This window comes from Bradyrhizobium sp. USDA 4504, from assembly GCF_054063995.1.
This window is the reverse complement of record NZ_JBSSGV010000001.1, coordinates 8,220,722-8,233,990: the sequence shown is the minus strand read 5'-3', so window position 1 is coordinate 8,233,990 and position 13,269 is coordinate 8,220,722. Positions and strand designations below refer to the sequence as shown.

Here is a 13,269-nt window from a genome sequence, read left to right as displayed (position 1 = left end):
CCTTGGGACAGCGCGCGGATCGTATCCAATCATGCCGAGTTCGCTATCGAGGTAATTCGCCGGCACCGCCGTGCTTCAGCATTCCACGACGTTCACCGCGAGCCCGCCCAGCGATGTCTCCTTGTATTTGGACTTCATATCCTCGCCGGTCTGCAGCATCGTCTTGATGACGGCATCAAGCGATACATAGTGCTTGCCGTCACCACGCAGCGCCATTCGGGCGGCGTTGATGGCCTTGACGGCGCCCATCGCGTTGCGCTCGATGCAAGGGATCTGCACCAGGCCCCCGACGGGATCGCAAGTGAGTCCGAGATTGTGCTCCATCCCGATCTCGGCGGCGTTCTCGACCTGGGCCGGCGCACCGCCGAGCACGGCCGTCAGGCCGCCTGCGGCCATCGAACAGGCGACGCCGACCTCGCCCTGACAGCCAACTTCCGCGCCGGAAATCGAGGCATTCGCCTTGTACAGCATGCCGATCGCGGCCGCGGTGAGCAGGAACGTCACGACGCCGTCGTCGGTCGCGCCCGGACAGAACTTGACGTAGTAGTGCAGCACGGCCGGGATCACGCCGGCGGCGCCGTTGGTCGGCGCAGTCACGATCCGTCCGCGTGCTGCATTCTCCTCATTCACCGCCATCGCGAAGGCGTTGACCCAGTCCATCGCCGCCAGCGGATCGACGCTCTCGGTGTCGCTATTGCGGGCCGACAGTTCGCGGTAGAGCGCCGGTGCGCGACGGCGAATGCCGAGCGGCCCGGGCAACGGTTCGGCCGCGCCGGCATTGTCGATTCCGAAGCCGCGGTCGACGCATTGCTTCATCGTCTCCCAGATCTTCAGGAGGCCGGCGCGGACGTCCGCGTCGGTGCGATGTACGCACTCGTTGGCGAGCACCATGTCGGCGATCGAGCGACCACTCGACTGCGCACGTGCAACCAGCTCGGCGCCAGTGCCGAACGGATACGGCCAGACCGGGAGCTCGGCGCCTGCGCCGCCAGCCGCGTCGCCAAGGCCACGCTCGATCACGAATCCGCCGCCGATCGAGAAGTAGTGGCGTTCCGCCAGCAGACTGCCGTCGGCCGCGAACGCCACGAGGCGGATTCCATTGGGATGTTCCGGGAGTGCGCTGTCGGGCTTGAACACGATATCGTGCCCGCGCCGAAACGGGACCGGATGAACGTTGAGCAGCCGCAGCTCGCCGGAGCGCCGAATGTCCGCAAGCTGCGGAGCCACCTCGGCCGGATCAACCGTATCGGGCTTTTCGCCGAGCAGGCCGAGGATCACGCCGAGATCGGTCGCATGCCCTCGCCCGGTCGCGCCCAGCGAGCCATAGAAATCGGCGCGGACCCGTACCGTTCTGGAAAGCAGGCCATCGCGCTCGAGCGCGCGGACGAATTGGCCGGCCGCGCGCATCGGCCCCACCGTGTGCGAACTTGAGGGGCCGATGCCGATCTTGAATATGTCGAAGACCGAAAGCATCAGGCAGCAGGCAGTTGTTGCTTGACGAGCTCGACCCAATACGCGGCGCCCATCGGCAGGATGGCGTCATTGAAATCATAGTACGGGTTGTGCAACGGCGGATCATTGGCGGTCTCGCCCGCGCCGATACAGATGTAAGCGCCTGGGCACTCCTGCAGCATGAACGCAAAGTCCTCCGATCCCATCGCCGGCTTGATGTCGGTTTGCACCTGTTCGACGCCGACGAGGTTTGCGGCGGCCGACGCCGCGGCATTCGCTTCGGCGGGCGTGTTGATCACTCCCGGATAACCTCGCATGTAGCTCAGATCGATCTTTCCGCCATGGGTTTGCGCCACGCCGGCGCAGACCTGCTTCATGGCAGCCTCGACCTGATCCTGTATCTCGGCGTCCAGCGTTCTGACCGTACCGCGCAATGTGACGGTTTCGGGCACCACGTTCCAGGTGTCGCCGCCATGGATCTGTGTGACGCTCACGACGGCGGCGTCCATGGCACCGATGCGGCGGCTCACGATGCCTTGTAGCGCGGAGACGAGATCGGCCGACACCAGGATCGGGTCGATGCCCTTCTCCGGCGTCGCGGCATGACAACCGCTCCCGGTCACGACGATCTCGAACGTATCGAGGAAGGCTGTCGCAATGCCGGTCCGGATCGCGAATTTTCCTCGCGGGATATTCGGAATGTTGTGCATCCCGTAGACCGCGTCGGCGGGAAACATCTTGAACAACCCCTCCTCAACCATCCTCTTGCCGCCGCCTTCATTCTCCTCGGCGGGCTGGAACACGAAGTGAACAGTGCCGCGGAACGGCCGGCGGCGGGCGAGCTGTACGGCGGCGCCAAGCAGCATTGTGGTGTGGCCGTCGTGGCCACAGCCGTGCATTTTGCCGGCCCGGGTTGATTTGTGGGCGCGGTCCCCCAGTTCCTGTAGATCAAGCGCGTCCATGTCGGCGCGCAGCGCGATCGTCGGGCCTTCGCCATTCTTCAGCGTTCCGACCACGCCGGTGCCGCCGAGGCCGCGATGGACCGGAATCTGCATCTCCATCAGCGCATCGGCCACGAGCTGGGCGGTGCGGTGCTCTTGGAACGCGGTTTCCGGGTTGGCATGGATGTCATGGCGCCAATCCAGCATGCGGGCACAGACATCGTCGGCGATTCCAAACTTCTCTGACATGCGTTGGTCCATCTGTTCGCGGGTTAGCGATGGAAGAATTCGGCGATCAATGTCGCACCGAAAAACGTGCCCGCCGCAGCCGTCAGCGAGACCACCACGATACGCCAGCTCAGCTTCCTGAAGATCGGAAGATCCTTAGCGACCGAGAAGCCGGCGAGCGTCAGCACAGGGGTCGTGAAAGCCAGGAAGTTCAGCTTGTCGACCGAGCCGATCATCGCGTTGGAAAACGGCAGCAGGCCGGGAATGCCGAGCACAGTCGTGACCACGACCAGGACAAGGATGTGCGGCACTTTCGGCAACAGACGGGCAACGACGTCGACCAGCAGGACGACCGCGAGCACCACCAGGAGACCTGCGCACGATTCCAGCAGGGGAACCTTGTAGGTGAGCGAGTTGCCGATCAGGACGCCGCCCGCAACAGTAATCCACGCGAGCAGCGAGTCGGAGAAGCCGAACGTGCCGTGCTTTGTCTCGCTGGCGCTGGCGATCGAGGGCCCGAGATCTCCCGACGTGAAGTTCGAGAACCGGCCGAGCACTGGTTCCAGCCTGTCATACAGCCACGAGCAAACCGGCAGCGAGAAGAACAGGGCGAAATAGAAGCCGAGGACGGCGGTCATCAGGTTCGCCGCCGAGGCGATCGCGATCAGTTCTTTCGCTATCTCGGGAGGATTGTGGCCGTTGATGGTGCCGATCGCGGCCGCCATCATGCTGCCCGAGCCGACGCCAGCGCCCATCGCGAGCGACCGCGGATCGAAGATGTGCAGGCTGGCGACAAAGCCGGCCAACAGCGCGATGAACAACGCACCGAGCACGGTGCCCGTGATGTACTCGGCCAGCACGCCGCGCCCCTCGGCGGAGTTCATGCCGTATTTCTCGCCGATGATCACCATGTTGCCTTCACGGCCGATCGAAAACGTCGCGCCGACCGCTTCGCGCTTGACGCCGAGCAGGAGCGCAATCGGCAGGCCGAGGACGAGCGTGCCGAAGGTGTGCCCGAGCTCCTGGAAGATCAACGCCCAGCCTGCCTTCTGCACCTCCGGCAGCGCGCCGCCGACCGTGAATGCCATCTTGATCACGAACAGCAACAGGCCCGCGTTGAGCAGTTGTCCCGCATAGGTCTGCAGGCTCGGCCCGATCCGCGCGGCGGTAGGTAGATAACGCGCTGAGAGGCTCCATGCGGCCGCAATCAGCAGCGCCCACACCATCGGTTGGAGCAGCACCTTGCCCGGTCCGATCTGGAACTGGACGATCCCGACCGTCTCAGCGACGGCAACGATGATCAGAACGGCAACGAACAGCGTGAGCTTGCCGGTGCTTGCGGGATTGACCGCCGGGGCGGCCAGGTCTGCGGAAGGCGAAGAGGTCGACGTCATGATGCTGGACACCTCCGGAAAATGATTGCGAGGCAATGCGGTGAACGGTGAACCAACCTGCCCGCGCAGCATCAGGGAGAAAGCAGCTTGCATCAATGATCGTGTCATCCTATTTCCGTTGCATTTTTTGCAACGTTGGCAGAACGCAGATCCGACCGGCGAAAGCCGGCATGACCGCGACCGTTGCCGTCATGGATGCAAACGGTACGAGGACGGCGAAGCGATTCCTCGGCCAGTCCTCGTGCTACTCGATCGCACCGGGCGCACCGCCCGGTTCGAGCTTCTGCACGTCCGCCACATTGACGCCAAGCACGACGATGTCGTGCGTCTTGCCCTGAAGGTCTTTCACCTGATCGCGCAACAGCGCCTCGGCTCGGAAGCCGAGTGCCTCGAAGATCGCGATCGCGCGGGTCTGGTCCGACGTCATCTGCACGGTCAGGCGTTCCAGGCCCATCGACAACGCGAGGTCAAAGGCCTCATTGGAAAGCGCCCGTCCGATGCCGGTGCCGCGTACATGCGAGGAGATCACGGTCCTGATCTCGCCGACATGGGCCGACCACGACACGGGGTCCCGCACGATTGTGCCGCACCCCACCACGATGTCGTCCTTCACCACCAGCAGGCTGACGATCGAGCCGCGCCCGATCTCCTTGATCCAAGCCGATAGCACCTTCGGCTCACGGATATTCCGCGGCAGGAAAAGCATGTCGTGCACGGCAAGCGCGTTGGCAAATTTCCCGACGGCAGCTTCGTCGGCAGGCCCCATCAACCGAAACTCGACGTCCCCACTCTCGAAGTTGACGCGACGCGGATAGGATCGCATCTTGATGGTCCTCATGCAGATCACTCGCTCAATCGAAATCCAGACTTCGCCGCAACCAATTTGCGGGCTCTGCGGCGTTTCTTCCTGCAGTCCTGCACGCGAGAGCCAGATCAAGCAAGCCGAGCGCACCGATGTCCGAATATAACCCCTGAGACGGCCTGTTTGCACCTTTCCGAACGACGATGAGCACAAGAGCTTGTTGCCAATGACCAATACAAACCCTTCCAGGGACATCGACGAACGTCCGCTTCACGAGATGCTCCGCAGCCATGCCCGCGAGCGGCCGGAAGAGCCGGCCTGCATCTGGTATGGCCGTGCCATCACGTTCCTCGAGCTCGATCGCGCGAGTGATGCATTCGCGGCGCGCCTGCAGCAGCTCGGCGTCGCCAAGGGCGAGCCGGTCGCGCTGTTCATGAACAACTGTCCGCAATACCTGATGGCGCAATACGGCATCCAGAAGATCGGCGCCATTGCCTCGCCCTGCGGGGCGCTGAACAAGGAGCACGAGCTCGCCTACCAGCTCGACGATCTCGGCGCGCGCGTGATCGTCGCGGCCGAACCGCTCTTGCCGATCGTGGCTCAGGTCCGTGACAAGACCAGGCTCGAGCATGTCTTCGTGGTCCGCTACCCGGACCTGCTGCCCGAGCGGCCGCCGATCGGCGTTCCCGACGAGCTGTTCGCATCCGGCTCCAGGCCGGCCGGTACGGCCGGCGAGATCGAGGACTTCCTCGCCGTCACCGCAAGCGGCGCGTCGCCCCGCGATGTCGCGATCGACATGAACGATACGGCGCTGATGATCTACACGTCGGGCAGCACGGGTCGGCCCAAGGGGGCGATGCTGTCCTATCGCAACGTCATCTTCAAGACGGCCGCGACCGTGACGTGCAACGGGATCGGCGCCGAGGACGTGCTGCTCTCGATCGCGCCGCTTTATCACATCGCCGGCATGGTGATGGGCGTCAATGCACCGGTCTATGCCGGCGCGACGTCCGTGCTGCTGTACCGGTTCGATCCGCTCGTAACGGCCCAGGCGATCGACCGCTATCAGGTGAGCTGGTGGTACAGCGTCGCGCCGATGAACGTCGCGGTCACGCAGCTCCCGAACATTTCCGACTTCAGGCTGAAAAGCCTCCGCGTCAATCCCGTGACCAGTTTCGGCATCGACTGGACCGAAGCGCTTGCGGGGCAATGGCAGGCCGTCGCGTCGAACTGCGAGAGCTTCGAGGCGGCGTACGGGCTGACCGAGACCCACACGGTCGACACTTTCATGCCGCGCAACGCAATCCGCTGGGGCACGCATGGCAGGCCGGTGCCCGGCAACGAGATCCGGATCGTCGATCCCGACTCCGGCACGGACATGCCGGCCGGCGTCCCCGGCGAAATCGTGATCCACGGCCCGGGCGTATTCAAGGGTTACCGCAATCGTCCCGACGCGACCGCGGAAGCGCTGCGCAATGGCTGGCTACACACCGGCGACATGGGCCGCCTCGATGCCGACGGCTATCTGACCTTCATGGGGCGCTTCAAGGAGATGATTAAGGTCTCCGGCTACAGCGTCTTCCCGGAAGAGGTCGAGTCGATCCTGAACAAGCACCCCGACGTGGCGGCGTCGGCCGTGATCGGCGTGCCCGACGCAACCAAGGGCGAAGTGGTCAAGGCCTTCATCGTCCTGGCGCCGCGCGCCGAGCTGGACACCGCCCAGCTCGCGGCATGGGCGCGCCAGAACATGGCGCCTTACAAGGTGCCGCGCGATGTCAGCTTCGTGACCGAGTTGCCGCGCTCACCGGCCGGCAAGCTGTTGCGGCGGCTGCTCAAGGACTGACGCAAAGCTGCCCGACCGGCCGATGGCGCGCGCTGGAAATCCCGATCAGCTCATGTCCTAAAATCACTCCCAACCTGGTCCGACGGCACCTTTTCGGGGCTCGATACCCATGTTTGGCATGCCTCTTTGACCCGACGATTCATCGGCAAAGACCAAATTGCAGCCTGCGACATGTTCAGTCACGACGACGAAAGCTCGAGCATCAAGTACCGGCGACGTATGAAACGGATGATCGAAGCGCTCAGCAGAGAACTGACGCTGCAAGGCATTATCGGTCAGGGGACGACCACGGATCTGCGGGTGGACATTATCAGCCTGGCCGAAACCGCACTCATGGTGTGTGACTTCGATAAGGTCGCGGACTGACGCGTCTCCTGGACAGAATGAAAGACTTTCGTGCGCCGAGCGACCTTGCCGGCCGCCAAAGAACCGGCACACAGACCCTCGGCAGATAGGCACTTCGAAGACTGAAAGCTATCATCTTGTTGGTATTGCTGTTGGTATCCGCAGCAATCGGCAGCTAAAACTATTGCAAATTCAATTCGTTATGCCATTAGGCGATTGCCGGCCAGGGCACCATTCAGCGCAGCCGTAGCCGACAAGCCATCCGCACGAAGTCTCGTCCCGGCGTAGCCCGAAGGGCGAAGCCGGATGGTTCGATCCCGCCCTGGGCACTATTCGCGTGCGATCCAGGCCGTAAACAAAGACCTCCCCTTTAGCTAGAGGGGGCCGGTTTCCTGCCGCGCCCGAGCGCGAATTGACCGACCGGGCCCTCCACGTGGAATTCAAGCCCCGTCATTTTTGCAAACAGATCGATGTTGCAGGTGCCGATTGCGCAGCCACCAAGGCCCATGTCGGTCGCCGTCAGATAGAACGTCTGGATCAGGTTGCCGACGTCCTTCAGGATCAACGAATATGCGATTGAGCTGTATTTCCAGGAGATCCGCCCAAAGCGCGCGGCGATCGTGATCAAGACCTGCGGTGGACCGGATGCGTCCATGGCAAACTCGGCCGCCGTAGAAAGCGCTTGGAGTTGTTGGGCGGAGGTGTCGATCGCGACAAGCGCGTGGCTGCCCGCGTCATAGTGGTAAAGTCCACGTGCAAGCTCCCCGCAGTTCAAGACCGCCAAGTATAGTTCCAGCTCATACGCGCCGCCTGCCGACGGATAGGGTCTTGCGCTGTAGGTGACCTCGGGACCGCCGTCAAAATCTGCGCCGATCTTCCATTCCGACAGCACGCGGGCTGTCGTGTCGAGAAACTGCGCGAGCTCGGCGAGCGTGACCGGATGCTGGTCGTCGAAATCTCGTATTGAATGGCGTTCGCGCAACAGCTTCGCGAAGTGCGAGACCGACCCCGACGTGGAGAATTTGCCGAGGTCGATCTTCTTGCCGGGCCAAGGCGGGCGCACCGCGGGTAGCGGTGGAACGACGCCCGCATGGGTGAACGCGCCGCCAACTGGATTGGTGTGCCGGCCCTCCGTGCTCCTCGTATGAAACACGAGATCGTGGAAGTCCCAGAGAACGAGATTGCCGTCGCCTTCATTCACCCGAAGGCCGTCGCCGTCTTTCGCATTGAGCCTAATCAGCATCTTGCTGTCGAGCAGCAATCCGAGCAGATCGAGGTTCGCGGAGGCCGCATGGCGGCGAAGCTCGCTGATCTTCTGAGGCCGCGACAGGGCAGCGAGGGTGGCAGCGATGGCGGGATCGAAAATCCGAAACAGCGCGCCGGCGCGCGGTGATTCCAGCACCATCTCGCTGTCGCGCCGGCGCAGATAGGCGAAGCGCGACAACACAATGGTATCACCGCTCCCCAGCTTTGCGCGTTGTGGCCAGTATTCGGCGACCTGCGGCTCGATGACCACGAGGTCTTGCTCGTCACGCGGAGAGCATAAGCGGTATTCGAGAAGTCCATGCCCTGCCAGTCGCCGCACGAGGGCATGAACCTGCCTCGCGAGGACGCCTTTGCCCGCAAAGGAGGCGAGCGGCAGGCCGCTGGTGAGATGTCCCGCACGGTCGACCGCTGCCGCGCTGAATTGTCCCAGATTGATCGAGTAGCCGCCCAAACCTGCAGCGATGCTTCCGTCCGCCTGCATGTGAAGGGAGCAACGACCGTTCAATCGGGCGACGATGACGGGTGCGATCTTCCTGAGCTTCGTTTTCCGGAAGTTGCGCAACGAGCCAGCCTTCAGGTGTGTGGAAGGAATGGCGTGAGCTCGCTTTCCAGTCGCGGACGATTCAGCAATCCGAGCTTCATCGGAACATCGTAAAGTCGGCCGGGTGCGAAGCGGCGATAGAAATGTCGCAACCCCGGAACGAGCACTCTGACGACGGGCACCTGGACATCGGGCCGCGTCTGGTCGAGCACGAGGAAATCAAATCCCGCGCCGGTGGCAATCTCGATGCAGGCATTGACCTGGTCGCGCGCGTTGTCGTGAACCTTGAGGCTCGGCGCCAACGGCACGATCGGATTGTCGCTGGGGATCAGGAACGGATAATCGTCCAGTCGCAGCGGCGTGACACCGTCCAGCGTCGGCTTCTCGCCACTTCCGCCGCCCATCATGCCAATCGACATGAACTGGGTCAGTTCGGTGAGGGAACGCAGCAGGGCTATGCGGCGATCGAAATGCGAGCCGGAACCGAATTCGATATTTTCGTGTCCGTTCTGCATCCAATGAATGATCGCCACGTAAGAGGGAATGCCGAGATCGCTGGTGATGTCGAGCACCCAAAGCCTGCGCCCCGCATCGGCAAGCTGGGCTTGCAGATCCCGCACATAGGGATCTTCGAATTGCGCGAGGTCGACTTCTGCACGTTGCAGCCGGTTGTACCACCAGATCGCGTAGGCGTCGCGTTCGACCAGTTCGAGGAAGCCTTGAACGATGGCTTCCTCCCGGGTGTTGCCGGCCGCGCATCCGTTGGAATCCGTGTGGAAGCCGCCATAGAAGAAGTACAAGAGGCCCGTTGGAAGATGTTTGAAACGCTTGTCGCGTAACGACCAGACCGGCGACCACTCCGTCTTGGTCGAGGGATCGAGCGGCTCAGGCACCAGATGTGAATCGTCCGGCTGCGAGGTATGTCTGTTTTGAAACTGCGCGTCGCTGAAAAGCTGTACTTCGTTGGGAAGAAGAGCGTCGCCGGGAGCGAAATCGACAAAGCGGCGCTTCGTCCTGATCTCGTCCCCCTGGAAAATACCCGAATAGCGCTCGATCGCCTCCATCAACGCGCTTGCCTCGCCCTGCTCGGCTGTGGAGCCCTTGCCGAAGCTGCCGCCGCTCAATCCGGATCTGAGCTGGTCGACGTTCCAGGCCGGCGCCGAGAAATTGTGGTAGGCGAAAAAATTCGTGTTCATCGGCAGATCGGCCTCGATCCGCTCGAGCCGTGAGACGACGCCGGTCAGCGGACTGACGTGCTTGCGGAACCGTGCTACGGTGGCTCGCGACGTCACGGCGCGGTAACCGCCGCTGGTCATGACGAGCTTTCCGCCCTCCGCGATCTCGATCGGCGCTGCCGCCCGGCGCGGACTCTGCAGCTTCCTGCTGCCGCAGGTAGGACACTGCGGGCGTCGCGCGACGTAATGCTTGGCAATGACGGCACCGGTCAGGTCGAAGCTTGCGATGTGATCGCGCAGATCGGTACGAAATCCCGAGGCAATCGCTTTTGCGATTTCAACAGCAGCGAAGTGGATGCCGATTTGTCCGACGGCGTCGCCGACCAGGGGCGATACGGCGACCACCTGCGCCGCTCTGCGATCGAGAAATCCCTTGATCTCCCGATTGCGTATCATGCGATCGAACAGGCAAGTCCAGCAGGCGCTCTCGCCCGGCTTGAACACGGGTCCCACCAGCGGAAACACGCCGGACGGCTGCGCCAGCAGCCAGGGCGTCCCATCGCCAAAGCGCTTTCCGTTCAATTCGACGAGCCGCCGGTCAAGATAGTCGTTCGCCAGTGTGATCGTGAGCTTGGGCGACCGCTTGGTGATCCGAACACCGAGCTTGCTCAAGGCCGCGGCAAGTTCGTTGGCGCCTTTGACATCGATCGCTTCGACCCGCACTGGGCAATCGCGGAGATTCTGTTCTGCGACCTCGGGGGGGAGGCCGAGACTCGCCCAATATCCATCGACGGCGCCTGCGAACGCGTGCGGCGCTCCGCTTACGACATATCGGCGCTCCAGCAGCCGCCTGATCGCTTCCTCGATCTTGTCGGCGGGAAAATTCTTTGAGAGCTGCCGAACGATCTCTGGTGCAGCCTTACCATTTTTGCCGATCGCCGCGGCCACCGCACAATAGAGATCACCATGCAGGAAGAATTTGCGGTTCTCGGAGTAGAGGCAGACCACATCGGGAGGAATCACATAAGCGGTAAAGTTCGGCGCGAATCGCAAAATGCCCTTGCGGCTCTGCCTCGCGGTGCGGCTCTTGCCATTGACTGTCATCGGGGCGGCACGCTGATCCTGTTGCTGTCACTTCCGATCGCCGGCGCGCGGCGAACCATTGGCATTGCGCGACTTGTGCGCCGCGTTCGGCCACCGGCGTTCTGCGAGCAATTTGGATCACACTCGCCCACCGTCGGCAAGCTGATCAGCCAGGCGCGGCGAATGCATAACGAAGCAAAAATTTGGCCGGGTCGTTCGGGCGCCCGGCCAATAAAATCGCGACGTGTCGACGCCCAGCGCTAGCACCAGCGGCAGCGGCCCCAGGATGCACAGCAGCCTGCGCATGTGACCAATGGCACGCCTACGCCGATCCAACCAACGCCGCAGCCGCCACATCCACCGCAACCGACACCGCAGCGGCAGCCTCTGCAGGCCCTGCATCCTCCGCACCCCCTGCAGCCTCCGCAACCTCTGGCGCCTCCGCAGCCACGGCAACCACCGCATCCCCGCGCGAGCAGCACGCGGCCTCCGACGCTTTCATCGTCGATGAGATCGAGGTGGAAGGTGGCGAGACTGACGTCGGCGAGTTCTTCCTCACTGAGCGTCGTCATATGGCCCGGCGCGAAGTTCGGCTTGCGTTGAACGTCGCCGGAGGGCACGGCGGAGGCATATGCGCTGCCCGCGAGCGAAAAAGTCAGACCGGCTAATCCCAGCGCCGGTACCGCGGCGTTGGTCGTTCGCTTCTTTCTCGAAGCTTGCTTCGCCCGCTGCATGGCCGCATCCTCCCAGTTTGGAAGAAAGGACTTCCGAAGCACGATCTTACGCCGAGCGAACGAGGCAGACAAGAATTACGATATACACAAAATGTAATAGAGCTCGTTCTGATTGCATTCATCTTCATGAACGATATCGCGCAATTTGGTCGATTAAATCGAGAATCCGGGCCCGTGGAGCGGATTGCAACGGGTGCAATTTGATGCAGTGCGCAATCGTCGGTCCGCTTGAAGGGGAAATTAGCTTGGTCGATCAACTCGGACGCTTCGCCTGGTATGAGTTGCTGACGACGAACATGTCGGCAGCAGCCGCATTTTATGGCAAGGTCATCGGCTGGGCGGTGGAGGATGCGTCGACTCCGGAATTCGCCTACACGCTGCTTACTGCAGGCGACGCCCCGGCAGTTGGACTCATGCATCTCCCGGAAGAAGGGCTGCGATTGGGAGCGAGGCCGAGATGGGTCGGCTACATCGCCGTCGACGACGTGGATGCGAAAGCCGTGCAGGTCCGCCGTCGTGGGGGCGCCATTCTGATAACGCCGACCGCCAGCAATATTGGCCGAATTTCGGTGGTCGCCGATCCGCAAGGAGCGACGTTTGCACTGGTTTCCGGGCTGACATATGGCCAACGGCAGTCCTGCGGATTGGACGAGCCTGGACGCGTGGGCTGGCACGAGTTGCTGGCTGAAGACCGGAACAAGATCTTCCCGTTTTACGGCGAGCTTCTTGGCTGGCAGAAGGCTCACGCTGAAACCGGGCCGGCCGACCTGTACGAATTGTTTTCGGCGGCCGGCCAGACGATCGGCGGAATGCTCACCAAACTTCCGAGCGTATCGCAACCCTGCTGGCTCTATTACTTCAATGTCGACGACATCGGTGCGGCTGCCAAGCGCGTTGATGCTGGCGGGGGCCGGGTCCTCCAAGGTCCAATCGAGTTGCCCGACGGTTGCTGGATCTTGCGATGTGCCGATCCCCAAGGGGCTCTATTTGCGCTACAGGGAGCCTGGGATCAGAAAGGCACTGAGCGACCCTCCGCCTCGGAACTCAATTGGTCCGCCAGGTGGGGTGATGTCGCTTCGCAGGGCAAATTGGTCCTTCACAAGACGAAGCGATAGGTCGGAAACGTTTCGACCTCGTCCGCAGCAGAATTATATTGGTGTTTAAATTAGGCAGTGGTGCGCAATTGTATTCTGAATGGTGCACCACGCTTCGCCTTTGCAGGCTTCGCGTGGCGCGGCCGCGAAGCCTGCAAGGGCGAAGCGTGTCCGGCGAAGCTCGAGCAACGCGAAAGCGAAGACGGACTGTTTACAATCACCACACCGCACTGACTCACGATCGGCAGCCGATCCTAGGCTGGCCGGCTCGACAACGCGTCGCTGTCCGAGAGCACAACCGCGGTGATCAAATTAGCAGCCATTGCGCGGACCAAGCCTGACGTCTTCGGTAGTGTCGCGGCCGCCTGACG

The 13,269-nt window shown here is 62.5% G+C and carries 10 protein-coding genes; 4 read left to right on the top strand and 6 right to left on the bottom strand.

All coding sequences use genetic code 11. The features are described 5' to 3' along the window. Positions 1 to 75: 75 nt before the first annotated feature. From ACVMB1_RS38615 to ACVMB1_RS38600, 4 genes are all read right to left on the bottom strand, one after another. Positions 76 to 1,476: an L-serine ammonia-lyase gene (locus ACVMB1_RS38615; RefSeq protein WP_076825250.1), complete on the bottom strand. Its 1,401-nt coding sequence runs from the start codon at positions 1,474 to 1,476 to the stop codon at positions 76 to 78. Continuing rightward, positions 1,473 to 2,642, bottom strand: coding sequence for a M20 aminoacylase family protein (locus ACVMB1_RS38610; protein ID WP_076825248.1), 1,170 nt, complete (start codon positions 2,640 to 2,642; stop codon positions 1,473 to 1,475). Before ACVMB1_RS38610 ends, ACVMB1_RS38615 begins: the two co-directional genes overlap by 4 nt. 23 nt (positions 2,643 to 2,665) lie before the next feature. Then, the gene (locus ACVMB1_RS38605) at positions 2,666 to 4,015 is read right to left on the bottom strand and encodes a DUF3100 domain-containing protein (protein WP_057016432.1); all 1,350 of its coding nucleotides are present in this window, start codon (positions 4,013 to 4,015) and stop codon (positions 2,666 to 2,668) included. Between the two features lie 244 nt (positions 4,016 to 4,259). Then, entirely contained in the window at positions 4,260 to 4,853 is a 594-nt protein-coding gene (locus tag ACVMB1_RS38600; RefSeq protein ID WP_076825252.1) for a GNAT family N-acetyltransferase, read from the bottom strand. A gap of 190 nt (positions 4,854 to 5,043) precedes the next feature. On the opposite strand from ACVMB1_RS38600, the gene ACVMB1_RS38595 reads away from it, so the two are divergent. Together ACVMB1_RS38595 and ACVMB1_RS38590 are read left to right on the top strand one after the other, a co-directional pair. Beyond that, the gene (locus ACVMB1_RS38595; protein ID WP_141340219.1) at positions 5,044 to 6,660 is read left to right on the top strand and encodes an AMP-binding protein; all 1,617 of its coding nucleotides are present in this window, start codon (positions 5,044 to 5,046) and stop codon (positions 6,658 to 6,660) included. A 126-nt stretch (positions 6,661 to 6,786) separates the two neighbouring features. Further along, positions 6,787 to 7,026 (top strand): hypothetical protein, encoded by a 240-nt coding sequence (locus ACVMB1_RS38590; protein WP_141340218.1) that lies wholly within the window; start codon positions 6,787 to 6,789, stop codon positions 7,024 to 7,026. Between the two features lie 349 nt (positions 7,027 to 7,375). Here the strand turns inward: ACVMB1_RS38590 and ACVMB1_RS38585 are convergent, their stop codons facing one another. Both ACVMB1_RS38585 and ACVMB1_RS38580 read right to left on the bottom strand, forming a co-directional pair. Then, the gene (locus tag ACVMB1_RS38585; protein ID WP_076825178.1) at positions 7,376 to 8,752 is read right to left on the bottom strand and encodes a SagB/ThcOx family dehydrogenase; all 1,377 of its coding nucleotides are present in this window, start codon (positions 8,750 to 8,752) and stop codon (positions 7,376 to 7,378) included. 92 nt (positions 8,753 to 8,844) lie between these two features. After that, positions 8,845 to 10,935 (bottom strand): TOMM precursor leader peptide-binding protein, encoded by a 2,091-nt coding sequence (locus ACVMB1_RS38580; protein WP_244558676.1) that lies wholly within the window; start codon positions 10,933 to 10,935, stop codon positions 8,845 to 8,847. Between the two features lie 18 nt (positions 10,936 to 10,953). Between ACVMB1_RS38580 and ACVMB1_RS38575 the strand changes: the two genes are divergently transcribed. Further along, on the top strand, positions 10,954 to 11,334 hold the full coding sequence (locus ACVMB1_RS38575) for a hypothetical protein (protein ID WP_244558677.1): 381 nt from the start codon (positions 10,954 to 10,956) through the stop codon (positions 11,332 to 11,334). A gap of 715 nt (positions 11,335 to 12,049) precedes the next feature. After that, a complete protein-coding gene (locus ACVMB1_RS38570) occupies positions 12,050 to 12,919 on the top strand; it encodes a VOC family protein (protein ID WP_244558678.1) in 870 nt (289 codons plus the stop codon). Positions 12,920 to 13,269: the final 350 nt, after the last annotated feature.

Bases quoted from the DNA above. Each gene is read 5' to 3' on its own strand.
- ACVMB1_RS38600 (WP_076825252.1), bottom strand. From the start codon at position 4,853: ATGAGGACCATCAAGATGCGATCCTATCCGCGTCGCGTCAACTTCGAG.
- ACVMB1_RS38575 (WP_244558677.1), top strand. From the start codon at position 10,954: ATGCAGGAAGAATTTGCGGTTCTCGGAGTAGAGGCAGACCACATCGGG.
- ACVMB1_RS38610 (WP_076825248.1), bottom strand. From the start codon at position 2,642: ATGTCAGAGAAGTTTGGAATCGCCGACGATGTCTGTGCCCGCATGCTG.
- ACVMB1_RS38585 (WP_076825178.1), bottom strand. From the start codon at position 8,752: ATGCAGGCGGACGGAAGCATCGCTGCAGGTTTGGGCGGCTACTCGATC.
- ACVMB1_RS38605 (WP_057016432.1), bottom strand. From the start codon at position 4,015: ATGACGTCGACCTCTTCGCCTTCCGCAGACCTGGCCGCCCCGGCGGTC.
- ACVMB1_RS38595 (WP_141340219.1), top strand. From the start codon at position 5,044: ATGACCAATACAAACCCTTCCAGGGACATCGACGAACGTCCGCTTCAC.